Consider the following 23,816-nt stretch of genomic DNA (forward strand, 5'->3'; position numbering starts at 1 on the left):
GGGTTTTTTGTGTCTTAGATAGCTAGAGCGATTGAAGTGGCAGAAAGAGCTGCAGGGGCGACGGATAAGCAGTCGAAGCGACGGAGAGAACGGTCGAAGTGACGGAAAGAAACATCGAAGCGACGGATAGCTTCGTCAAGGTCGTGGATAGAACGGCCAAAGCGACGGATAGAAGCCGAGGCGACGGATAGAATTGCAAGGACGACGGAAAGAAGCTGAGGCGACGGATAGAATTGCAAGGGCGACGGATAGAATTGCAGGGGCGACGGATAGAGTAGCCAAAGTCGTGGATAGAACAGCCAAAGCGACGGAAAGAAGCTGAGGCGACGGATAGAATTGCAAGGGCGACGGATAGAACTGCAAGGACGACGGAAAGAATCCTCGGAGCGACGGAAAGAAGCTGAGGTGACGGATAGAACTACCAGGGCGACGGATAGAACTGCAAAGACGACGGAAAGAATCGCCAGAGCGACGGATAGAAACATCGAAGCGACGGATAGAATCCTTGGAGCGACGGAAAGAAGCTGAGGCGACGGATAGAATTGCAAGGGCGACGGAAAGAACCGCCAGAGCGACGGATAGAACTGTAAAGACGACGGAAAGAATCCTCGGAGCGACGGAAAGAAGCTGAGGTGACGGATAGAACTACCAGGGCGACGGATAGAACTGCAAAGACGACGGAAAGAATCGCCAGAGCGACGGATAGAAACATCGAAGCGACGGATAGAGTAGCCAAAGTCGTGGATAGAACCGCCAAAGCGACGGATAGAATCCTCGGAGCGACGGAAAGAAGCTGAGGCGACGGATAGAACTACCAGGGCGACGGAAAGAACCGCCAGAGCGACGGATAGAGTAGCCAAAGTCGTGGATAGAACCGCCAAAGCGACGGATAGAATCCTCGGAGCGACGGAAAGAAGCTGAGGCGACGGATAGAACTACCAGGGCGACGGAAAGAACCGCCAGAGCGACGGATAGAGTAGCCAAAGTCGTGGATAGAACCGCCAAAGCGACGGATAGAATCCTCGGAGCGACGGAAAGAAGCTGAGGCGACAGATAGAACTACCAGGGCGACGGAAAGAACCGCCAGAGCGACGGATAGAGTAGCCAAAGTCGTGGATAGCACCGCCAAAAAACGTGGATAGAACGGCCAAAAACGTGGATAGCCCCGCCAAAGCGACCTCAGAACCGCTGATTCGACAAATAGAATCCTCAACAAAGCGCAAGATAGCCCCGCCAAAGTGCCGGAAAGAACCCGCCCAGCATCGAATAAAACCCCTAAACCGATCAATTCATCTTCTTAAAACAATAATTTTCTGTAAATTTCAAATATCTTGTTGAAATTTACGTTAGCGTCAATGGTATACTGTTGGAAAATCGGAAGGCGATGATGATGTTGAAGACGATTCAAGAAGTGGCTAAGCAGTTTAATGTTTCAACACGGACGATTCGTTATTATGAGGAGCTTGGGCTGCTTCATCCTAATCGTTCATCTACTAATCAACGAACCTTTTCAAAAAAAGAGTTAGCGAAGCTTAAGCTTATTTTCCGAGGAAAGCGTTATGGTTTTTCACTTGAGGAGATTAAGGAAATGGTATTGCTGTTTGATTTTGATCGCACGGGTATTCAGCAATTGGAGCGTACAGTTGAATATGGGGAGCAAAAAATTCGAGAGATTGATAGTAAGATAGCAGAACTTACACAAATGAAAAATGAGTTGCAGCAATTACAAGGTGTGTTTACTGAAAAATTAGCGACTTTAAAGGGAGAGATGCACGATGAATAGTTCGAATTTGTTAGCACGTAATGCGCGAAAGTATCCAATGAGCGAAGCGGTTATTTGTCAAGGTAGACGAGTGACCTATCGTGATTTAGATGAGCAAGTGACGCGTTTTAGTCATGCTTTATTAGAGCAAGGTGTGGGACAAGGCGATAAAGTCATCATTTTTATGCCCAATGTTGTAGAGTTTGTTGTTAGCTATTTTGCAATTCAGCGTATTGGAGCTATTGTCGTTCCAGTAAATGCGAAATTTACGCTACAAGAGGTCGAGTATGTAGCGAACCATGCAGACGCTAAAGCTATTCTAGCCCATGCAGCAATTTTTGCAGCGGTGGAAAACATCACGGTAGTTCCTTTAAAAATCAAAACAGGGCAAGAGCATGCGGGTTGGCTAAACTATGAAACTCTTATTCAACATGCAAGCACTCAAACAATCGATTGCCAGTTGAATGAAGAGGATGTCTCAACGATTTTATATACATCGGGTACAACTGGAAAACCAAAGGGTGTGTTGTTTAGCTATCGCAATATATTAACGGTAGCACAAATGATTGCAGTAGAAATGGAAGTAAAGCCAGAAAGCCGAATCCTTCTCATGATGCCGTTGACGCATTCAGCTCCATTGCATTTATTTTTAATGGCAGGCGTACTTGTAGGCTCAACTATCGTGCTAACACCGACATTTACACCTGATTTGTTTATTGATTCAATCGAGCAGGAAAGGACAACACATTTCTTTGGTGCACCTGTCGCCTATTTGTTAACAGCCCAAATGCCAAGATTGCAAACAACAGATTTATCCTCGATGAAATGGTGGGCTTATGGTGGCGCACCGTTATCACAAAATGAAGTCCGACATTTACAAAAAGCTTTCAGAACAGAAAATTTAACCTGTGTCTATGGCTTAACAGAGGCTGGTCCAAACGGTTCAATATTGCTTGGTGAAGAGCATGCAACGAAGGCAGGAAGTATTGGTCGGCGTGCACCACTTGGAGCGGAGCTGCGTATTATTAACGATGACGGAGAAGATGTTCGTGTTGGTGAAGTAGGAGAAATTGTTTTACTTGGTGAAGGCAATATGCTGGGCTATTACAAGGATGAAATCGCAACAAAGGCTGCCTTTATAGATGGCTGGCTGAAAACAGGTGATTTAGCTCGCATAGATGAGGATGGTTATATTTGGATTGTTGATCGTAAGAAGGATGTTATTTTTTCAGGCGGTGTGAATATTTATCCGAAAGAAATCGAAGATAGAATTTTGAGCTATGACGGGATATTTGAAGTTGCTGTAATAGGTGTCCCACATCCGGAGTGGGGAGAAACGGTGAAGGCTGTCTATGCCACTAAAACAGAAATTGACGAAGACGAACTTAAAGCTTATTTAGAGGAGCATCTTGCTAAATATAAAATTCCACGCATGTTTGAGCGTGTGGAAGCGCTACCACGAAATGCATCAGGCAAAATATTAAAACAAACCTTGAAAGGACAAGAGGTGAGATAGCATGAAGGTTTTACAGCAGGCAGAAATGAAAACAACGAACTTTTTTAAAGATAACGACACACTTCATAAAGTTTTAGAAATGATGCTAGATAAAGAGTTTGCAGAATATGCAACACGTGAGCTAACAGATTTCGGTGAGCTTTGTGCTGGAGATATTGATGTGAGAGCCAAACATACGGATCGAGAGGGTGAACCTCGCTTACAAAGGTATAATGCATATGGTGAAGAAGTGTCAGAGGTCTGGGTTAATGATGGCTATAAAAAAACAATTGAAGAATCATACAATACGGGTATTGTTGGCTATGTGCATAAGGATATTCCGCAATTAGGTAGAAAGGGTAACTATGTGTATAGCTTTGCTCAAGGTTATATACTGTCCCATACAGAGCCAGGCTTTTACTGCCCTGTTACGTTAACAATGGCAACGGCTTATTTACTTGATCATTATGCGAGCGATGAGGTGAAGGAGCGTTTTTTACCACATGTTTGTGCAACAGGAGATACCGAGCTGTATGAGGGAGCTACATTTTTAACGGAGCGTCAAGGTGGTTCTGATGTTGGTGCGAACGTTGTAGAGGCAAGAAAAGACGGTAATCAGTATCGTTTATTTGGTGAGAAATATTTCGCGTCAAACGCAGGAATGTGTGGGGTTGCCATGGTACTGGCCCGTATGGAAGGGGCTCAAGCAGGCTCGAAAGGTTTAACTCTATTTGCGGTCCCGTGGCGCAATGAGGATGGCACTGTTAACAACCTCCGTATTCGACGTTTAAAGGATAAACTTGGTGTTAGAGCAGTACCTTCTGGTGAGGTGGAATTTGATGGTGCATTAGCTTATGTTGTCGGTGAGCCGAATAAAGGAATTTATTATATGTTGGAGGCACTTAATTTATCAAGAATTTGCAATGCTGTTGCTTCTATCGGCATTATGCGCCGTGGTTTTTTGGAGGCGAAGCACTATGTGACAAATCGTCATGCATTTGGCAAGCCTTTAACGCAATATCCTATGATTCAGGATACATTAGGGAACTTTGCTGCCAAGCTTCATGTAGAAGTTGCTACTGTTTTTGATCTAATTCAGCTTTACGATAAAGTAACAAGTGGACAGGGTAATGAACAGGACATCATTATGAATCGCTTAAATATTGCTATTATGAAAAAAGAAACGGCAGAGCAAGCGGTCCATTATGCAAGTGAAGCGATTGAATTACATGGAGGGAATGGCTATATTGAGGATTTCGTTACACCTCGCTTATTAAGAGATGCACAGGTGCTGACTGTGTGGGAGGGAACTGCTAATATTTTAGCATTAGAACTCATTCGTTTAGTAGATAAGTTTCAAGCGCATGAATTGTTTGTTCGTGTCATGGAGGAACGTCTAGAAAAACTAGCTGACAGTCCATTGCTTCAAATTGTAGAGGAGCAATTAGCAAAACTAGACTTGACATTGCGAACATTTAGCGGCTTAGATGAAGCAACGAAAACGTTTGAGGCAAAAAAGGTTGCAGAAAAAATGGCACATGTATATGAAAGTGTTGTAGCGATCGAATGGGCACATAAATTCGGCGGTAAATATGAAAAGCTAGCAGATATTTATTTAGAGAGCACATGGGCATTGCGAGAAATGGGTGCGCCAATGAAAACGGTTCAGTATTTTTCTGATATAGTTTAACTTCTTTCAGCGGGTGTCCAAATTCCTGCCGAAATAGAGGAACTTAGTCTAAAAACGCCACGTCTTGTGGTAACAACTGAGTGACCAACATCATGTTGCTGACGCTGCGCTTTCGCACAAAAAACAACTGTTGCTGACGCTGCACTTTCGCACAAAAAACATCATGTTGCTGACGCTGCACTAGCACTACGCTTTCGCACAAAAAAACATCATGTTGGTCTAAAGCCTCCGGACGCAATTATGCCGGGGCATAATTGATTTGATTAGAAGTTGTCTCGAATCGAGGCGACTTCTATTTTTTTCATGTATAATAAAATCAACTGAAAATTATAAAGGTTCTTTACTTATGTAAAGTGAAAAGGGAAATCGGTGTCATTCCGATGCGGTCCCGCCACTGTATGTGTGAGTTTTTTCAATTTGCGCCACTGAAAATTTCGGGAAGGCATGGAAAAGCGAATGGAACACGAGCCAGGAGACCTGCCTTTATAGAAAACACGTTACAGCCTACGAGGATAGGGTGGTAGATTTTGTAAAAGTATTTTTGTGCAAATTTGATCCCCTCATCTTTTTATGATGAGGGGTTATTTGTTTTGTATGATTGATGTCGATAAATTCACAATCGTAGGCGATAAAAGCTAAAATGCATCGATAAATCAGAAAAACAAGTTGTTAAATATAGGCACAGATTGACTAAGGGGGAGAGCCTTTAAATGAGTAGAACGTTTATAGCCTATGTAACAGCAATTACGCTTCTAATTATTAGCATCTGGTGTGGCGTAGCGATAGGCTCAGTTCATATTCCACTAGAAGTATTGTGGAATCAGGCGGCAGATGAAACAGCTGCCAATATTTTATGGAAAATTCGTTTACCTCGAGTTCTGCTGGCTGGACTTGTCGGGGCATCTCTTGCCATAGCAGGGGCAGCTTTTCAAGGCTTATTAAAAAATCCTTTGGCAGATCCTTATACGTTAGGTGTTTCCTCGGGTGCATCAGTTGGCGCAGTTATGACGATTTTCTTTAGTATATCAATTCCAGTAATAGGCAATTATGCATTGCCAATCTTCAGTATGATAGGTGCAATATTAACGATGGTAGCTGTCATGGGCTTTGCTAGAATAGTAGACCGCACGCTAAAAATGGAAACTCTTATTTTAACAGGGGTCATCTTTAGTTCATTTTTAGGCTCCTTGATTTCATTAATGATTGCATTATCTGGTGAGGAGCTACGACAAGTTATGGGATGGCTGCTCGGCTCAGTATCAATGCGAGGTTGGCCTTATGTTCAAATGATTATTCCGTTTGTGATAATTGGCTCAATCATGCTTTGGACACAAAGACGCGAGTTAAATGTTCTGTTATATGGAGAGGAACGCGCGAAGCATTTAGGTGTTAATGTTAAGCGTAGTAAATATATAATTTTGGTAGGCGGGTCAATGTTGACAGGAGCAGCAGTAGCGGTTTCTGGTACGATTGGTTTTGTTGGCTTAGTTGTACCACATATGACGCGGATGCTTTGGGGTTCAGATCACCGTCATTTATTGCCATTATCATTTTTAAATGGGGCAACTTTGCTCATTATTTGTGATTTAATAGCTCGAACAATTATTATGCCAAGAGAGCTACCGATTGGCGTAATTACTGCATTTATTGGCGCACCCGTTTTTTCTTATATTTTTTATAAGCAACGTAGAAGCAAGGGGGGACGGGCATGATTGTTGTTGAACATCTTTCTGGTGGCTATGAAGACGTGCCGATTGTCCAGGATATAAGTTTTTCCGTTGAAAAAGGAAAAATATTAGGGATTTTAGGCCCGAACGGTAGTGGAAAATCCACACTGTTAAAAGTAATGAGTGGCATACTACCAGCAACTGCAGGCACTATATTAGTAGACGGTAAAAATATTAGCAGTTATAATGCCCGTGCATTGGCAAAAAAAATGGCAGTGTTACCACAATTACATGCAAATGCCTTTTCAAACAGTGTACGTGAGGCGGTATCACTTGGACGTTATCCACATCAAACAGGCTTCTTTTCAAGCTGGACTGAACGCGATGAACAAGCGGTCCAACATGCGATGCTACAAACAGGTGTGAAACGCTATGAACAGACACCGATGGAATTTTTGTCGGGCGGTGAACAACAACGAGTTTTTGTTGCCCAAGCCCTTGCGCAAACGTCGGAAATATTACTGCTAGATGAGCCAACAAACCATCTCGATATTGCCCATCAACGTCAAATTTTAGATATGGTGCGAAAAGAAGCAATTGAATGTGGATTAACCGTTATTATGGTACTGCATGATATGAATTTAGCTGCCCTCTATTGTGATGAATTATTACTAATGGAAGGCGGAAGGATGCGAGCATTTGGGGCACCACATGAAGTATTAATCGCTTCGCAAATTGAAGACGTTTATCATGCGCGAGTAGCGACTTATGCACATCCTGAAATTCCAAAGCCTCAAATTACAATGATGCCGGCCTCAGTCGAACATCAGCAACGTGCTGTCATCGAAAAGGAAAATTTCACTGTTACGGATCATTACATTCAGCTTCAATCAGAGTTTCCGTTAAAAACGGTTTCCTCAGCAGTCCATAATCCGGGTATCGGTTGGTATGATTGCCTATTAAATCGCTCTGTACCAATAGATTATGTCATTAATGATGTAAAGAAAGAGGTCGCTGAATTTTTACAAAAGGAGCATTTTTCACCTACAAGTACAGTCGTTATGTTAACAGCTGTCCCAACAAATCTTGTAGCCATTAATGAATTTAAAGCTTCTTTTGGTAGCGTATTTGTTGCTGTTACGGCTGGTGTTGGTAATGCAGTGGATGTGTCACGAGCACATGAAAGACAGGATGAGCCATATATTGGTACTATAAATACATGGGTCATCGTAAATGGTTGCTTATCAGAGGAAGCGTTTTTCCAAGCAATGATGACAGCTAATGAGGCAAAAACAAAGGCATTGCAATCAGAAAATATTCGTGATGAGCTAAGTGGTACGATTGCAACAGGTACTGCTACAGATAGTTTATTAATTGCGGCGACACAAAAAGGGGAAGAAATGCAGTATGGTGGCCCAATTACGGATGTGGGCAAAATTATCGGTAAAGGTGTTTTTGAAACAACTGTACAGGCAATAAAAAATTATCTTCATTCAGCAGAGGGTTTTCTGTAGCGAAAGCGCAGTGTCAGCTACAGATGATTTATTGTAGCGTCAGCTATAATTACGCCAAAGTGAAATTGATAAAAATAAATTCTAGGAGATGAGAGAAATGAAGCTTTACACAAAAACTGGCGATACGGGGAAAACAAGTCTTATAGGGGGACGTGTTGACAAAGATAGTTTACGCGTAGAGACATATGGGGCAATTGATGAGTTAAATTCTTTTATTGGCAAGGCAGTAAGTGAATTAGATCGTGAGTTATTCAAGGATATTTTAATTGATTTAGAAACGATTCAGCATGAGCTTTTCGATGCAGGTGGTGACCTTGCTAACGTCATGAAGGAACGACATTATAAGCTGACAGAGCAGCCAATTGAAGTGTTAGAATCTCGTATTGATGCATTATCAGATGAAGCGCCACCATTACAGCGTTTTATTTTACCAGGTGGTGCACCAGCAGCTGCAACCTTGCACATTGCTCGCACTGTAGCGCGTCGAGCAGAGAGACAAATGGTAACGCTTATGAAGGAAATTGAAGATGTACCGACAATTGTGCAAAAGTATTTAAACCGTCTATCGGATTATTTATTTGCGGTTGCACGAGTTGTTAATCATCGATTGAATGTTGCAGATATTGAATATATTCGAAGTGGCAATGTCTTTAAAAAATAACTTGATCTCCAAAAGCTGTGGATGACATTTGATATAGGTTGATTGTACTTTGAAGATTTATCGGAACAAAATCTCATTTTATCGGAATAATTTTAGCTTTTATCGGAATAATTCAGTTTTTATCAACTAAGATCCTACTTTGAAATCTAGCACACTTAAAAAAGTCGATTTGCCATCAAAAACATGATGCAAATCGGCTTTTTAAGTATCTATATACATTCAAAAGGTAGATTTATAATATAAATGAATAAATCTCTTTAGTTTTTCAATGCCCTCTAAAAAAATTCAGGGTGGCTTTTTTTCTTGTAAAATGTAAGAATATAAAATTATCAGAAATATTTCCGTTTTATGTTGACTGAATGCTCACTCATTTATTAGAATAGGAATATAATGATGAAATGATGTACATTTACGTATGAGCTAGCGAATTTATCACAAAGAGAGAAATTGACGACAAATTAAAGGGGGGACCAACCATGAGTCCATTACTAATTGCAAACATTGTTCTAACAGTCGTGGTTGTGCTTTATGCAGTAGGATTGTTCTTCTATCTGTTAAAAACACGCTATAAGTATGTTCAATTGGGGAAAAAGGTTGAGTTTGATGAAAGTGTTAAAGAACGCATTCGCTATATTATGGTCAATGTGTTTGGCCAAAATAAGCTATTAAAAGATCCGAAGAGTGGTTTAATTCACGTAATGTTCTTCTATGGATTTTTAATGGTGCAGCTAGGCGCTATTGATTTAATTTGGAAGGGGTTAGTACCTGGATCACATCTGCCACTTGGCATTTTCTATAGTGTCTTTACATTCATCCAAGAGCTTGTGGTATTAATGATTTTAGTGGCGGTTGTGTGGGCATTTTACCGTCGCTATGTAGAAAAGCTAGTACGTCTAAAACGTGGCTGGAAAAATGGTCTTGTCTTAATTTTTATTGGCGGGTTAATGGTATCAACATTGCTTGCAAATGGTATGGGATTAATTTGGCATGGTGAAGAACTATCATACACTGAGCCAGTAGCATCTGGTATTGCCGCTATTTTCAGCTTCCTACCAGCATCAGCAGCGGCAGTTGTGTTCTACGTGATGTGGTGGGCGCATTTATTAATTTTACTGACATTCTTAGTGTATGTACCACAATCGAAGCACTTCCACTTGATTGTAAGTCCGATCAATGTGTACATGAATCGTTTAGATCGTACAGGTACGCTAACACCAATCGACTTTGAAGCGTTAGAAAATGCTGAAGATGAAGATGATATTCCAGCAATTGGTGTTGGACGTATTGAAGACTTTACACAAAAACAAATGCTAGATTTATATTCTTGTGTAGAGTGTGGACGCTGTACAAATATGTGTCCAGCATCAGGAACAGGGAAGATGTTATCACCGATGGATTTAATCGTGAAGCTTCGTGATCACTTAACGTTTACAGGTGCTGTTGTGACAAAGCAAAAACCTTGGGTACCTTATCAATTCTTTGCTAATACAAAGGGGAATCAGTTAGCAATGGCAGCTGGTGCTGAGGGCGCAGTCATTGAAGATATTTACAGCCCTTCTTTAATCGGCGATGTCATTACGGAAGAAGAGATTTGGGCATGTACGACTTGTCGTAACTGTGAGGATCAATGTCCTGTAATGAATGAGCATGTCGATAAAATTATTGACTTACGCCGTTACTTAACGATGACTGAAGGGAAAGTAAACCCTGACGCACAACGCGCGATGACAAACATCGAACGTCAAGGCAATCCATGGGGCTTGAACCGTAAAGAAAAAGAAAACTGGCGTGACCTAGATCCAACAATTCATATTCCGACAGTAAAAGAGCTGAAAAAATCAGGCGAGGAAATGGAATATTTATTCTGGGTAGGCTCAATGGGTGCATTTGATAATCGCTCACAAAAAATTGCTTTAGCTTTCTGTCGCTTATTAAACGAGGCAGGCGTGAAGTTTGCGATTTTAGGAAATAAAGAGAAAAACTCAGGGGATACTCCTCGTCGTTTAGGAAATGAGTTTTTATTCCAAGAGCTTGCTACAGCGAATATTGATGAATTTGAGAAAAACGACGTTAAGAAAATCGTTACAATCGATCCGCATGCTTATAATATCTTTAAAAATGAATATCAAGATTTTGGCTGGAAGGGCGAGGTTTATCACCATACTGAGCTATTAAATGAATTGATTGATGAAAATCGTCTAGCGTTAAATTACGAAGTTCATGAAACAATTGTGTTCCACGATTCTTGTTATTTAGGTCGATATAACGATGTTTATGATGCACCACGCGAGATCCTACGTGGTATTCCAGGTGTTAAGCTTGTGGAAATGGAGCGTAATCGTGAGACAGCAATGTGCTGTGGCGCAGGTGGCGGTTTAATGTGGATGGAAGAGCATGTCGGCAACCGTATTAACGTAGCAAGAACAGAGCAAGCTTTAGCAACTGATGCTTCAGTTATTTCTTCTGGATGTCCTTACTGTTTAACGATGCTTGAAGATGGTACAAAGGCAAAAGAAGTTGAGGATACAATCAGTACATTCGATGTTGCAGAGCTATTAGAGCGTTCTGTGTTTGGTGAAAAAGTGAAAGCTGTCGAAGAGTCTGTTGAAGAAGCAGCGGATGTGATGGTTGAAGAAGTAGTAGCTTCTGTAGAAAATGTCGAACAAGACAAGAATGCAGAGACTAACGCAGAAAAATGATAGTTATTGCAGAAATATTTTTGTTATCTGAAAAATATAAATTGCACAATAAATAATTGTTTTGTAGAATAAGATTAAATGGGAATGGGAGTTAACTTAAAACTCCCATTTTTCATAGCAAGAGGTCGAGCGAGCGTTCAGTCAACAGAAATGCTCTGATACTTCTTCTAGAACGTAAAACAAAAGGGGTGTTTTACTTGAATAGAGCTGTAATTTTAGCAGGAGCAAGAACTGCATTTGGTAAATTTGGAGGTTCACTATCAGCATTAAGCGCAAGTGATTTAGGTGCAATCGCCATAAAAGGGGCACTTGAGAAAGCGAATATTTCGCCTGATGAAGTGAATGAAGTGATTTTAGGCTCCGTTTTACAAGGGGGACAGGGCCAAATTCCTTCAAGGCAAGCTGCAATAAAAGCAAATTTACCAATAGCGGTGAAAACAGAAACGATTAATAAGGTTTGTGCATCAGGTATGCGCGCTGTAACACTAGCTGATCAGCTAATTCGATTAGGGGACGAAGAAGTGATTATCGCTGGTGGTATGGAGTCAATGTCCAATGCACCGTATTATCTACAAAATGGTCGAACAGGCTTACGCATGGGCGATTCAACAATGGTGGATGGCATGCTATATGATGGCTTAACATGTGCCTTTGATAAGGCAAGGCCACATATGGGAAGCTACGGCAATACGACAGCGAATGAATTTTCTTTAAGTCGTGAGGAGCAGGATGCTTGGTCTGTTCGTAGTCATGAACGTGCGCTTACAGCAATTGATAAAGGTTACTTTGCTGAGGAAATCGTGCCTGTGGAAATTCCACAACGTAAGGGAGAGCCGCTTCAAGTCGATACAGACGAGGCACCAAGAGCTGGTACGTCAATGGAGGTACTAGCAAAACTCAGACCAGCCTTTGACAAGGGCGGAACGATTACAGCAGGTAACGCACCTGGCGTTAACGATGGTGCATGTGCCTTAGTAGTAATGAGTGAGGAACGTGCAACGCGTGAAGGTAGGGAGCCACTTGCGGTGATTATCGGCCATGAAGAGCTTGCTATTGAGCCAGAGAATTTCCCACAAACACCGGGGCTTGTTATTAACAAGTTACTGAAAAAGACGGGTAAATCATTAGCGGACATTGATGTCATTGAAATTAATGAAGCCTTTGCAGCAGTAGCTCTTGTTAGCAAGCAACTGGCAGATTTAGATGCTGAAAAGATCAATGTTAACGGCGGTGCAGTAGCATTAGGTCATCCGATTGGAGCATCTGGAGCACGCATTATTTTAACACTTGCACATGAATTAAAGCGCCGTGGCGGTGGTATCGGAATTGCTGCTATCTGCTCAGGCGGAGGGCAAGGCGATGCGATTATGATCGAAGTACCAAAAACAGGGGGACATGAATGATGGGTATTCAAAAGGTAATGGTTATTGGTGCAGGACAAATGGGCTCTGGCATTGCACAAGTTTGTGCACAAGCTGGCTATGATGTCAAACTGAACGATATGAAGCAAGAATTTTTCGAGCGCGGTTTAGGGGTGATTACGAAAAACCTGACACGTGATGTCGAAAAGGGTCGTAAAACTGAGGATGAGAAGGTGGCTATTCTAGGTCGCATTAGTATGTCACTAGATTTACAGGATGCTAGTGATGTAGATATTATCATCGAGGCCGCTGTGGAAAATATGGAAGTGAAGCAATCCATCTTTAAGCAAATTGATCAGATTGCACCGGCACATGCCATTTTAGCTACGAATACATCATCTTTACCAATTACGGAAATTGCCGCTGTTACAAATCGTCCAGAGCAAGTAATCGGTATGCACTTTATGAATCCTGTACCTGTTATGAAACTTGTGGAGATTATTAGAGGGCTAGCTACAAGTGATGAAGTCTACAAAGCCGTTGAAGACATGACAGTAAAATTATCGAAAACACCAGTGGAAGTAAATGACTTCCCAGGTTTTATTTCAAATCGTATTTTACTACCAATGATCAATGAAGCCATCTATGCACTGTATGAGGGTGTAGCATCGAAGGAAGCCATTGATGATGTGATGAAGCTTGGTATGAATCATCCAATGGGGCCTTTAACTTTAGCAGACTTTATTGGTCTTGATACATGTCTATCCATCATGGAGATCTTACATGAGGGCTTAGGTGATAGTAAGTACAGACCTTGTCCATTGCTACGTAAATATGTGGCAGCAGGCTGGCTAGGTAAAAAATCAGGAAGAGGCTTTTACGTTTACGAATAATCCTATGGGGATGGGGCGATTCAAACGAAATGGAATGATACGGGACAACATTTAGGGGTGACATTATAGATGCAATTACGATTTACAGATGAACAAATAATGATGCGTGATATGGTTCGAAGTTTTGCTCAAGAAAAGATTGAACCGTGGGTAGAGCGTATGGAAGCAGGCGAGTTTCCACGTGAGCTACTTACGCAAATGGGAGAATTAGGTTTAATGGGGATAACAACCCCAGAAGAATTAGGCGGCTCTGCGATGGATTTTACATCGTACATAATTGCTATAAATGAACTATCGAAAGTTAGTGCAGTAATGGGTGTTATTTTATCTGTACATACTTCGGTAGGAACAAACCCTATTATTTATTTTGGTAACGATGAACAGAAGAAACGTTATGTTCCAAAGCTTGCTGCAGGTGAATATTTAGGAGCATTTTGTTTAACAGAGCCTAGCGCAGGTTCTGATGCGGGCTCTCTGCAATCGAAAGCGGTGCGAGACGGGGATGAATATGTCATCAATGGTTCCAAGGTGTTTATTACAAATGGTGGAGAAGCAGATGTATATATTGTCTTTGCATCAACAGATCCTACTGCAAAAACACGCGGTATTTCAGCATTTATTGTGGAAAAGGGAACACCAGGCTTAATCATAGGGAAAGATGAACATAAAATGGGCTTACATGGTTCACGTACAGTCCAATTAACATTTGATAACTGTCGTATTCCAGCTGCAAACCTTCTTGGGGAGGAAGGGGAAGGCTTTAAAATTGCGATGGCTAACTTAGATGTAGGACGTATTGGCATTGCTGCACAATCTTTAGGCATTGCTGAAGCAGCGCTAGAAGCAGCTACTGCTTATGCCAAAGAGCGTGTTCAATTTGGCAAACCTATTGCCGCGCAACAAGGGGTTGGCTTTAAGCTTGCTGATATGGCGACTGCTGTAGAATCAGCAAAATTACTAGTATATCGTGCAGCGGATCTACGCTCAAAAGGGTTGCCGTGCGGAGCAGAGGCTTCCATGGCAAAACTCTTTGCCTCACGCACAGCCGTACAAACGGCAATCGAGGCGGTACAGATTTTTGGTGGTTATGGCTATACAGAAGACTACCCAGTAGAGCGTTATTTCCGTGATGCGAAGGTGACAGAAATATACGAGGGTACAAGCGAAATTCAAAAGCTAGTCATTAGTAAACATTTACTTAAATAAGTCTTATGTTATGTGGTCGAAGTTGATTTTTTACGGACGATGTCAAATGCCCAGGGAAAACCGTCAATTGCTCAGGGCCGCCCCGGTGAACTGCTCGGGCCCCGCGTGAAACTGCTCGGGCCAAGCGACAAATCGCTCGGATCCCGCGTGAAACTGCTCGGGTCAAGCGACAAATCGCTCGAATCCCGCGTGAAACTGCTCGGGTCAAGCGACAAATCGCTCGGGTCCCGCGTGAAACTGCTCGGGTCAAGCGACAAATCGCTCGGGTCCCGCGTGAAACTGCTCGGGTCAAGCAACAAATCGCTCGGGTCCCGCGGTGAACTGCTCAGGTCAAGCGACAAATCGCTCGGGTCCCGAGTGAAACTGCTCGGGTCAAGCGACAAATTGCTCGGATCCCGCGTGAAACTGCTCAGGTCAAGCGACAAATCGCTCGGGTCCCCAAGCAAACTAGGCAATAACCACGAAAACGATATCAAATATAAAAATCAACAGTTTAGCAAGAACAGAGTCTAATTAAAAAGGGGAAATGGACAATGAACTTTCAATTAACAGAAGAGCATGAACAATTACGTGAAATGATTCGTGATTTTGCTATTAATGAAGTGGCACCGACAGCAGCGGAACGTGACGAGAATGAAGAGTTTGATCGTGCAATTTTCGATAAAATGGCGGAGCTAGGCTTAACAGGTATTCCATGGCCAGAAGAATACGGTGGTGCAGGCTTTGATTATCTTGCATATGTTATTGCTGTAGAAGAATTATCACGTGTATGTGCTTCAACAGGGGTAACTTTATCAGCACATACTTCGCTTGCTGGTTGGCCGATTTATAAATTCGGTAATGAAGAACAAAAACAAAAATACCTTCGTCCAATGGCAGAAGGTAAACATATCGGTGCATATGGCTTAACAGAGCCAGGGTCAGGTTCTGATGCTGGTGGCATGAAAACGTATGCGAAACTTGACGGTGATGATTATATTTTAAATGGCTCGAAAATCTTCATTACGAATGGTGGAGTAGCAGATACATATGTTGTATTTGCAGTAACGGATCCAGAAGCTAAACATGGCACAACTGCTTTTATCGTTGAAGCAGGCTTTGAAGGTTTCTCCGTAGGGAAGAAGGAGAAAAAACTAGGGATTCGTTCATCTCCTACAACTGAAATTATTTTTGATAACTGTCGCGTTCCAAAAGAAAACATGCTTGGAGCTGAGGGAGAAGGCTTCAAAATTGCGATGACAACACTTGATGGAGGACGTAACGGTATTGCGGCTCAAGCTGTAGGTATTGCACAAGGGGCATTGGATGCAGCAATTGAATACGGTAAAGAACGTGTACAATTTGGTAAACCGATTACTGCTAACCAAGGTGTATCTTTTAAACTAGCGGATATGGCAACTCAAATTGAAGCATCTCGACTGCTGACATACCAAGCGGCTTGGTTAGAATCAAATGGCCTACCTTATGGTAAAGCATCTGCAATGGCGAAATTAATGGCTGGCGATACTGCGATGAGTGCAACGACTGAGGCGGTTCAAATCTTTGGTGGATATGGTTATACAAAAGATTATCCAGTTGAGCGCTTCATGCGTGATGCAAAAATTACACAAATTTACGAAGGTACGCAAGAGATTCAACGTCTTGTAATCTCTCGTATGTTGACAAAATAACGTATGACAGAAAGAGATAAAAGACCCCAAGTACAGTCAACGGTAAAAGATGAAAATCTCATCGCCATTCGTCGAGAACAAATGATAGAGGGAGCCATTAAACTATTTAAAGAAAAAGGATTTCATCGTGCCACGACGAGAGAAATCGCAAAAGCTGCAGGTTTTAGTATCGGTACATTATATGAGTATATTCGTACAAAAGAAGATGTCCTGTATCTAGTATGTGATAGTATTTATCACCATGCGATGGAGAGACTTTCAAGTTATGAGATTAAGGCAGGAACTATAGAAGAGTTAAAAGAAATGATTCGAGAGTATTTCTTGCAAATTGATAGTATGGTTGATGAGCTGACAATCATGTATCAGGAAACTAAAACATTGTCAAAAGAAGCACAGCGTTACGTATTTAGTAAGGAATTTGAAATGGTTGCTACTTTTGAGCGATTACTAAAACGCTGTGTGCAGTCAGGTGAAATAACGATGACGGATAAACAAATCCATTTGGCAGCAAATAACTTAGTTGTTTCTGGACAAAGCTGGGCATTCCGTAAATGGGCGCTCCACCGTCAGCACTCTATTGACGAATTTATTGAAATGCAAACAACATTGTTTATTTCAGGCATAAAGGGGTTCTAATACGTTCCGTTAAGGGGTTGTCGGTAATTGCATAGAGCGACATTGCAATTGCCGACTTTTTTTATGAATTGAAGCTTTTTATTTAACACAAAGGTGTAATTGATTAAGGGGAGAAAGTGGGGATTTCATATGACAAAGGTAGAAGTATATCGTCCAAAAAATCACGTACGTTTTGTTACAGCATCGAGTCTTTTTGATGGGCATGATGCTTCGGTTAACATTATGCGACGTATTTTACAATCAAGCGGTGTAGAGGTAATCCATTTAGGACATAACCGCTCCGTGGAAGAAGTCGTAAATGCTGCGATTCAAGAGGATGCTCAAGGCATTGCGGTATCTTCTTATCAAGGCGGACATATGGAATACTTTAAATATATGTATGATTTGTTGCGTGAAAAAGGAGCGCCACATATTAAAATTTATGGTGGCGGTGGTGGTGTAATTTTACCACGTGAAATTAAAGAGCTACATGCTTATGGGATTGCAGGAATTTTCTCGCCGGAAGATGGTCGTGTCTTAGGTTTACAAGGGATGATTAATGAGAAAATTAAAGGGACTGATTTCCCAACTGCTACGGGTAATTATCAAGAAAAGCTTGATGCTGTAACGACAGATACACCCGAAATTTTAGCGAATTTAATAACTGCTGCAGAGTCGAATGACGATGAGGAAACGAATAAGATGCTAGAAGAAGCTCGCAAACGCTCAAAAGGGACACCTGTCTTAGGTATTACAGGAACTGGTGGTGCGGGTAAATCTTCCTTAACGGATGAATTAATTCGTCGTTTCTTAAAAGAATTCCCAGATAAACGGGTAGCGATTCTTTCAGTCGATCCGACAAAGCAAAAAACAGGTGGGGCTTTACTTGGTGACCGAATTCGTATGAATGCGATTTTCAATAATCGAGTATATATGCGTAGTTTAGCAACCCGTGGATCTCGTACAGAGCTTTCTGCTTCTATTGGGGACGTACTAAATGTAGTGAAAGTAGCGGGCTATGATTTAATCATTGTAGAAACAAGTGGTATTGGTCAAGGTGATGCGGAAATTACGAAATATACGGATTTATCCATGTACGTTATGACAAGTGAGTTTGGTGCTCCGACACAGCTTGAAAAAATTGACATGATTGATTTTGCAGATGTGATTGCCATCAATAAATTTGAACGTAAAGGCTCTGAGGATGCGCTACGCCAAGTGCAGAAGCAATACCAACGTTCGCGAGAGCTTTGGGATGAATCAATCGATAATATGCCTGTTTACGGTACGATTGCAAGTCAATTTAATGATAAAGGAACGAATGCTTTATTTGCTGCATTAGTAAATATCATTAATAAGAATACAGGAAGTAACTGGGAAACGGGTTATGAGCAATTTGCGAAAACCCAGAAGCAGGATGTTATTATTCCAAACGATCGTCGTTATTATTTACGAGAAATTACGGATACTGTGCGTGGCTATCACAAAAAATCAGAGCAGCAAGTTGGATTTGCTCGCCGTCTATTCCAATTAGAAGGAGCTATTGCAGCGGTTAAGGAAAAAGCGCCAAATGATGCACTTATCGCATCTCTTACTTCTTTAGTAGAAGGTGTCAGAGATGAATTAACGGCTGAGTCCAAACGTATTTTAGATAATTGGCAAGCTTTAAAAGAAGCGTATGCTGGGGACGAATTTGTAACGAAAGTTCGTGATAAAGAAATTCGTACGATTTTAAAGACAACAAGCCTATCTGGTACAAAAATCCCTAAAGTGGCCTTGCCGAAATTCGTAGATTACGGTGAAATTTTACGTTGGGTTTATAGAGAAAATGTACCTGGCGAATTCCCATTTACTGCAGGGGTATTCCAATTTAAACGTGAAGGTGAAGATCCGAAGCGACAATTTGCTGGTGAGGGTACACCTGAGCGTACAAATAAACGATTCCATTATTTATCAAAGGATGATGATGCAAAACGTTTATCAACAGCATTTGATTCGGTAACGCTATACGGTGAGGATCCAGATTACCGACCAGATATTTATGGTAAGGTTGGAGAATCGGGTGTATCCATTTGTACGCTAGAGGATATGAAAAAGCTTTATGCAGGCTTTGATTTATGTGCACCATCAACTTCAGTATCGATGACAATTAACGGTCCAGCACCGATTATTTTGGCGATGTTCATGAATTCGGCTATTGATCAGCAAGTGAAACTACGTGAGAAAGAACTTAGTCGACCTTTGACAGTTGAAGAATTTATGGAGACACGAGAGAAAACATTACAGGTCGTGCGTGGAACGGTGCAAGCAGATATTTTAAAAGAAGATCAAGGGCAAAACACATGTATTTTCTCAACAGAGTTTGCGTTACGTATGATGGGAGATATTCAGCAATACTTTATTGATCATAAAGTGCGTAATTACTACTCAGTATCTATTTCTGGTTACCATATTGCTGAAGCTGGAGCGAACCCAATTTCACAGTTGGCCTTTACATTAGCAAATGGCTTTACGTATGTGGAATATTATTTAAGTCGTGGAATGAATATTGATGATTTTGCGCCAAATCTATCATTCTTCTTCTCTAACGGACTTGACCCAGAGTACACAGTTATTGGACGTGTAGCACGTCGTATTTGGGCAGTTATTATGCGCGATAAGTATGGCGCTAATGAACGTGCACAAAAACTAAAATATCATATCCAAACATCTGGACGTAGTTTGCATGCACAGGAGATCGATTTTAATGATATCCGCACAACGTTACAGGCATTAATGGCTTTACAGGATAATTGTAATTCATTGCATACAAATGCATATGATGAAGCAATTACAACGCCTACGGAAGAATCTGTACGTCGCGCAATGGCCATTCAAATGATTATTACGAAGGAACATGGCTTAGCGAAAAATGAAAACCCATTACAAGGTGCATTTATTGTGGAAGAATTAACGGACCTTGTAGAAGAAGCGGTACTAGAAGAGTTCGATCGTATCAATGATCGTGGTGGCGTGCTAGGTGCAATGGAAACACAATATCAGCGCGGTAAGATTCAAGAGGAATCCATGTACTACGAAATGCTAAAACATTCGGGTGAGTTACCAATCATTGGTGTAAACACATACTTAAATCCGAACCCACCTTCAGAGGACGAAATTGATAATATGGAAATTGCGCGTGCATCAACGGAAGAAAAAGAGACACAAATTCATAATTTACATGCCTTCTGGAAGCAACATGAAAGTGAAGCGGAAGCGGCAATTGCTCGTTTACAACAAGTAGCTGTAAACAATGGCAATATTTTCGCGGAGCTTATGGAAACCGTAAAAGTAGCTAGCTTAGGGCAAATCACGAATGCTTTATATGAAGTAGGCGGACAATATCGTCGTAATATGTAAATCGTAAACGTGCATATATTCTATTTTATACAAAATGCTTCTGTATTTTTAAGTGTCTAGTCTTAGGATTAGGCACTTTTTTTTAATTCCGTTATAATAGAAATGTAAAAAAAGGGGAGGCGCAGTAGTTGATGAAATCAGGTATTCACTACATTATTATTTTAGCTTTAGTGCTAGGAGTTATTTTCCTTTATGATAAGCAATTTGGCGCTATTCCGATATTATTATTATCTGTCTATTTGTTTTACTTTGGGATAAAAAAAATGCGTGATATAAAAAACCAATAATTGAAGCTAGCAATGAGGATAAAACTTTGTATATAATGGGTATTATGCTTATGATATGGAAAGTTACTTTTGTGCGGCCTTTTTTGCTGCACTCCGAAAATAAAGCAATATAATTTTAAAACGTCCATTGTGATGAGGGAAAGGAAGTGCACGAATGAATTTTCGTGAAATGACAAAGGAACAATTAACGGAAGAATCGTTAATTAACTTAGCTTATGCAATTTTAAATGAAAAACGTGCCTCAGTGTCTTTTAATGACTTATTAACAATACTTCAAGAATTTACAGGCTATAGCGATGAAGAAATGAAAGCTCGCCTACTACAATTTTACACAGATTTAAATGTAGATGGCCGCTTCTTATTTAATCAGGAGGCTGGTTGGGGCTTACGTGAATGGTATAAAGTTGAACAAATCGAAGAAGAAACAGCTCCTTCTGTTAAAACTCATAAGAAAAAATCTAAAGCTGCCCTTGAAGATGAAGAAGATTTAGAAGAAGATTTAGAAGAAGAAGATATTGACTTTGATGAAGACTATGAAGAATTCGTTGAAGAAGATGAGCTAGATGAAGATAATGATAAAGAAGATATTGATTTTGAAGAAGAAGAAGATATAGAAGACATCGATGAGGAAATCGATGAAGACTTTGTTGATGAAGATGAAGATGAATTTGAAGACGAAGAGGAAGAAAACTAACTTATTTCAGCAAACATCTGTTGAAATAAGTTAGAAGCCTCTGGCGGATGTCACGGAAATCGGAAAGGAGTTCTTTGTGCATGTACAAAGCCGATTTCGGACGCAATTATGCCGAGGCATAATTGATGATAATGACTCTTTGAATTTTCTTTCTTTTATACTTGTAGTAAAAAATCTTGACTTCTATCGCGGTTACGTTTAATCTTTTACTTGGGCTCCTTAATTAAAGGAGAAAGACCGTGTATGTAATACGCTCCCCCTGCAAACCTATGCAGGAGGGGCGTTTTTTTTGTTTTTTTAACTTTATTTAGTTTACTCTCCCAAGCTTATTGCTACAGAAATGAATATAAATGTTCTAAATCATTCATGATGTATAGTAATCAGTGACTGAATAAATGTTAAAGAAAAGAAAGTAGAAAAGAGATAGAAACGATTACAGCTTCGAATCGACTACAATTTTGTAGGCATTCTCGGCTTTTCTTATTTTAGGGATAAGAAATATCAATTTTCTTATCCTGTCGAGACATTTGCATCGTTTTAGCATAGGGACGTGAATGCACTTTTCTTACTAGCAATTTCTAGTACAACATAAGGAGGAATTTTTTCATGACGAAGTATATTTTTGTAACAGGTGGGGTTGTATCATCACTTGGAAAAGGGATTGTAGCTGCATCTCTAGGTCGTTTATTAAAAAATCGTGGATTAGAAGTAACGATTCAAAAATTTGACCCATATATCAATATTGACCCAGGTACAATGAGTCCTTATCAACATGGTGAGGTTTTCGTAACAGATGATGGCGCTGAAGCTGACTTAGACTTAGGTCACTACGAACGTTTCATTGATATTAACCTAGGAAAACATTCTACTGTAACTTCAGGTCGTGTTTATCAGTCTGTATTACAAAAAGAACGCCGTGGTGATTACAACGGTGGAACAGTACAAGTAATTCCTCACATTACAAATGAAATCAAAGATCGTATTCAACGAGCTGGTCGTGAAACAAATGCAGACGTTGTTATTACTGAAGTAGGCGGAACAGTGGGAGACATTGAATCACTGCCATTCCTTGAAGCGATTCGCCAAATGAAAACAAATTTAGGCCATAACAATGTAATGTATGTTCATTGTACGCTTATTCCTTATATTAAAGCTGCGGGTGAGCTTAAAACAAAGCCAACTCAGCACTCTGTAAAAGAATTACGTTCTTTAGGTATTCAACCAAATATTATCGTTGTGCGCACAGAGCAAGAAGTACCTCAGGATATGAAAGAAAAACTAGCTTTATTCTGTGATGTTCAGCCACACGAAATTATTGAATCTCGCGATGCAGAACATTTATATGAAGTACCATTAAATCTTCATGCACAAGATTTCGATGATATTGTTCTTGACCATTTTGGCATTGAAGCTCCAGAGGCGGATATGGAAGAATGGCGTGAGCTTGTAGCAAAAGTGAAGAGCTTACCAAATAAACGAAAAGTAGCATTAGTAGGTAAATATGTAGAATTACAAGATGCTTACATTTCTGTTGTAGAGGCATTAAAACATGCAGGCTATGCATTTAATTCTGATATTGAGATTGACTGGATTAATGCTGAACATGTAGATGCTGACAATGTAGCTACTCTATTAAAAGGTGCTGACGCAATTTTAGTTCCAGGTGGCTTTGGTGATCGTGGAGTTGAAGGTAAAATTTTAGCGACACAATATGCTCGTGAAAATGATGTACCATTCTTAGGTATTTGCCTAGGTATGCAACTTGCAACAATTGAATTTGCTCGTAACGTACTTGGTTTACAAGGAGCACATTCTACAGAGCTTGATGCAAATACAGAATATCCTATTATCGACTTCCTACCAGATCAAAACGACAGTGTAGACATCGGTGGTACATTACGTTTAGGTTTATATCCATGTAAGTTAAAAGATGGCTCAAAGGCAAGTCAAGCCTATGGTAAAGAGCTTGTTTATGAACGCCACCGCCATCGTTATGAATTTAACAATGAATATCGTGAAGCAATGGAAGCAGCAGGCCTTATCTTCTCAGGTACAAGCCCCGATGGCAAATTAGTGGAAATTATCGAGTTACCAGAAAAGAATTTCTTCGTAGCATGCCAATTCCACCCTGAACTTGTATCACGTCCAAACCGTCCACAACCATTGTTCCGTGATTTTATCGGAGCAACATTCAAATAATGAA

At 40.8% G+C, this 23,816-nt stretch carries 19 protein-coding genes and 1 riboswitch; of the genes, 16 read left to right on the plus strand and 3 right to left on the minus strand.

What is annotated here, in order from left to right; translation table 11 throughout:
• Positions 1-14 precede the first annotated feature (14 nt).
• Both QUF91_RS03520 and QUF91_RS03525 read right to left on the minus strand, forming a co-directional pair.
• Entirely contained in the window at positions 15-881 is an 867-nt protein-coding gene (locus QUF91_RS03520; RefSeq protein WP_289416866.1) for a hypothetical protein, read from the minus strand.
• Complete coding sequence (locus QUF91_RS03525) at positions 812-1,213, minus strand: hypothetical protein (protein WP_289416867.1); 402 nt, start codon at positions 1,211-1,213, stop codon at positions 812-814. The genes QUF91_RS03520 and QUF91_RS03525 overlap by 70 nt, the downstream gene beginning before the upstream one ends.
• Before the next feature lie 180 nt (positions 1,214-1,393).
• Here QUF91_RS03525 and QUF91_RS03530 point away from each other — a divergent pair, with 180 nt between their 5' ends.
• Genes QUF91_RS03530 through QUF91_RS03540 form a run of 3 tightly spaced genes read left to right on the plus strand, consistent with a single transcriptional unit; the run spans position 1,394 to position 4,947 of the window.
• Positions 1,394-1,783: a MerR family transcriptional regulator gene (locus QUF91_RS03530; protein ID WP_285396872.1), complete on the plus strand. Its 390-nt coding sequence runs from the start codon at positions 1,394-1,396 to the stop codon at positions 1,781-1,783.
• Complete coding sequence (locus tag QUF91_RS03535) at positions 1,776-3,278, plus strand: class I adenylate-forming enzyme family protein (RefSeq protein ID WP_289416868.1); 1,503 nt, start codon at positions 1,776-1,778, stop codon at positions 3,276-3,278. The genes QUF91_RS03530 and QUF91_RS03535 overlap by 8 nt, the downstream gene beginning before the upstream one ends.
• Before the next feature lies 1 nt (position 3,279).
• Positions 3,280-4,947, plus strand: a complete 1,668-nt coding sequence (locus tag QUF91_RS03540) for an acyl-CoA dehydrogenase family protein (protein WP_289416869.1) — start codon at positions 3,280-3,282, stop codon at positions 4,945-4,947.
• 43 nt (positions 4,948-4,990) lie between these two features.
• On the opposite strand, the gene QUF91_RS03545 is transcribed toward QUF91_RS03540, so the two are convergent.
• The gene (locus tag QUF91_RS03545) at positions 4,991-5,149 is read right to left on the minus strand and encodes a hypothetical protein (protein ID WP_289416870.1); all 159 of its coding nucleotides are present in this window, start codon (positions 5,147-5,149) and stop codon (positions 4,991-4,993) included.
• A gap of 114 nt (positions 5,150-5,263) precedes the next feature.
• A riboswitch (cobalamin riboswitch) is annotated at positions 5,264-5,446 on the plus strand.
• A 211-nt stretch (positions 5,447-5,657) separates the two neighbouring features.
• Here QUF91_RS03545 and QUF91_RS03550 point away from each other — a divergent pair.
• From QUF91_RS03550 to QUF91_RS03610, 13 genes are all read left to right on the plus strand, one after another.
• The gene (locus QUF91_RS03550; protein WP_285396812.1) at positions 5,658-6,659 is read left to right on the plus strand and encodes a FecCD family ABC transporter permease; all 1,002 of its coding nucleotides are present in this window, start codon (positions 5,658-5,660) and stop codon (positions 6,657-6,659) included.
• On the plus strand, positions 6,656-8,128 hold the full coding sequence (locus QUF91_RS03555) for an adenosylcobinamide amidohydrolase (protein ID WP_289416871.1): 1,473 nt from the start codon (positions 6,656-6,658) through the stop codon (positions 8,126-8,128). The genes QUF91_RS03550 and QUF91_RS03555 overlap by 4 nt, the downstream gene beginning before the upstream one ends.
• A 97-nt stretch (positions 8,129-8,225) precedes the next feature.
• Entirely contained in the window at positions 8,226-8,789 is a 564-nt protein-coding gene (locus QUF91_RS03560; RefSeq protein WP_285396814.1) for a cob(I)yrinic acid a,c-diamide adenosyltransferase, read from the plus strand.
• A gap of 476 nt (positions 8,790-9,265) precedes the next feature.
• Complete coding sequence (locus tag QUF91_RS03565) at positions 9,266-11,488, plus strand: heterodisulfide reductase-related iron-sulfur binding cluster (protein ID WP_285396815.1); 2,223 nt, start codon at positions 9,266-9,268, stop codon at positions 11,486-11,488.
• A gap of 197 nt (positions 11,489-11,685) precedes the next feature.
• On the plus strand, positions 11,686-12,891 hold the full coding sequence (locus tag QUF91_RS03570; RefSeq protein WP_289416872.1) for an acetyl-CoA C-acetyltransferase: 1,206 nt from the start codon (positions 11,686-11,688) through the stop codon (positions 12,889-12,891).
• Positions 12,891-13,742: a 3-hydroxybutyryl-CoA dehydrogenase gene (locus tag QUF91_RS03575; protein WP_285396817.1), complete on the plus strand. Its 852-nt coding sequence runs from the start codon at positions 12,891-12,893 to the stop codon at positions 13,740-13,742. Before QUF91_RS03570 ends, QUF91_RS03575 begins: the two co-directional genes overlap by 1 nt.
• 69 nt (positions 13,743-13,811) lie before the next feature.
• Complete coding sequence (locus QUF91_RS03580; RefSeq protein ID WP_285396818.1) at positions 13,812-14,948, plus strand: acyl-CoA dehydrogenase; 1,137 nt, start codon at positions 13,812-13,814, stop codon at positions 14,946-14,948.
• Positions 14,949-15,481: 533 nt separating this feature from the next.
• Positions 15,482-16,618 (plus strand): acyl-CoA dehydrogenase, encoded by a 1,137-nt coding sequence (locus tag QUF91_RS03585; RefSeq protein WP_285396819.1) that lies wholly within the window; start codon positions 15,482-15,484, stop codon positions 16,616-16,618.
• Between the two features lie 3 nt (positions 16,619-16,621).
• Positions 16,622-17,254: a TetR/AcrR family transcriptional regulator gene (locus QUF91_RS03590; protein WP_285396820.1), complete on the plus strand. Its 633-nt coding sequence runs from the start codon at positions 16,622-16,624 to the stop codon at positions 17,252-17,254.
• Between the two features lie 129 nt (positions 17,255-17,383).
• A complete protein-coding gene (icmF, locus tag QUF91_RS03595) occupies positions 17,384-20,632 on the plus strand; it encodes a fused isobutyryl-CoA mutase/GTPase IcmF (protein ID WP_289416873.1) in 3,249 nt (1,082 codons plus the stop codon).
• A gap of 128 nt (positions 20,633-20,760) precedes the next feature.
• Complete coding sequence (locus QUF91_RS03600) at positions 20,761-20,919, plus strand: hypothetical protein (protein WP_289420138.1); 159 nt, start codon at positions 20,761-20,763, stop codon at positions 20,917-20,919.
• A gap of 154 nt (positions 20,920-21,073) precedes the next feature.
• Positions 21,074-21,613, plus strand: a complete 540-nt coding sequence (rpoE, locus tag QUF91_RS03605) for a DNA-directed RNA polymerase subunit delta (protein ID WP_289416874.1) — start codon at positions 21,074-21,076, stop codon at positions 21,611-21,613.
• 606 nt (positions 21,614-22,219) lie between these two features.
• A complete protein-coding gene (locus QUF91_RS03610) occupies positions 22,220-23,812 on the plus strand; it encodes a CTP synthase (protein WP_289416875.1) in 1,593 nt (530 codons plus the stop codon).
• Positions 23,813-23,816 lie beyond the last annotated feature (4 nt).

The organism is Lysinibacillus sp. G4S2 (assembly GCF_030348505.1).
Taxonomy (GTDB): domain Bacteria; phylum Bacillota; class Bacilli; order Bacillales_A; family Planococcaceae; genus Lysinibacillus.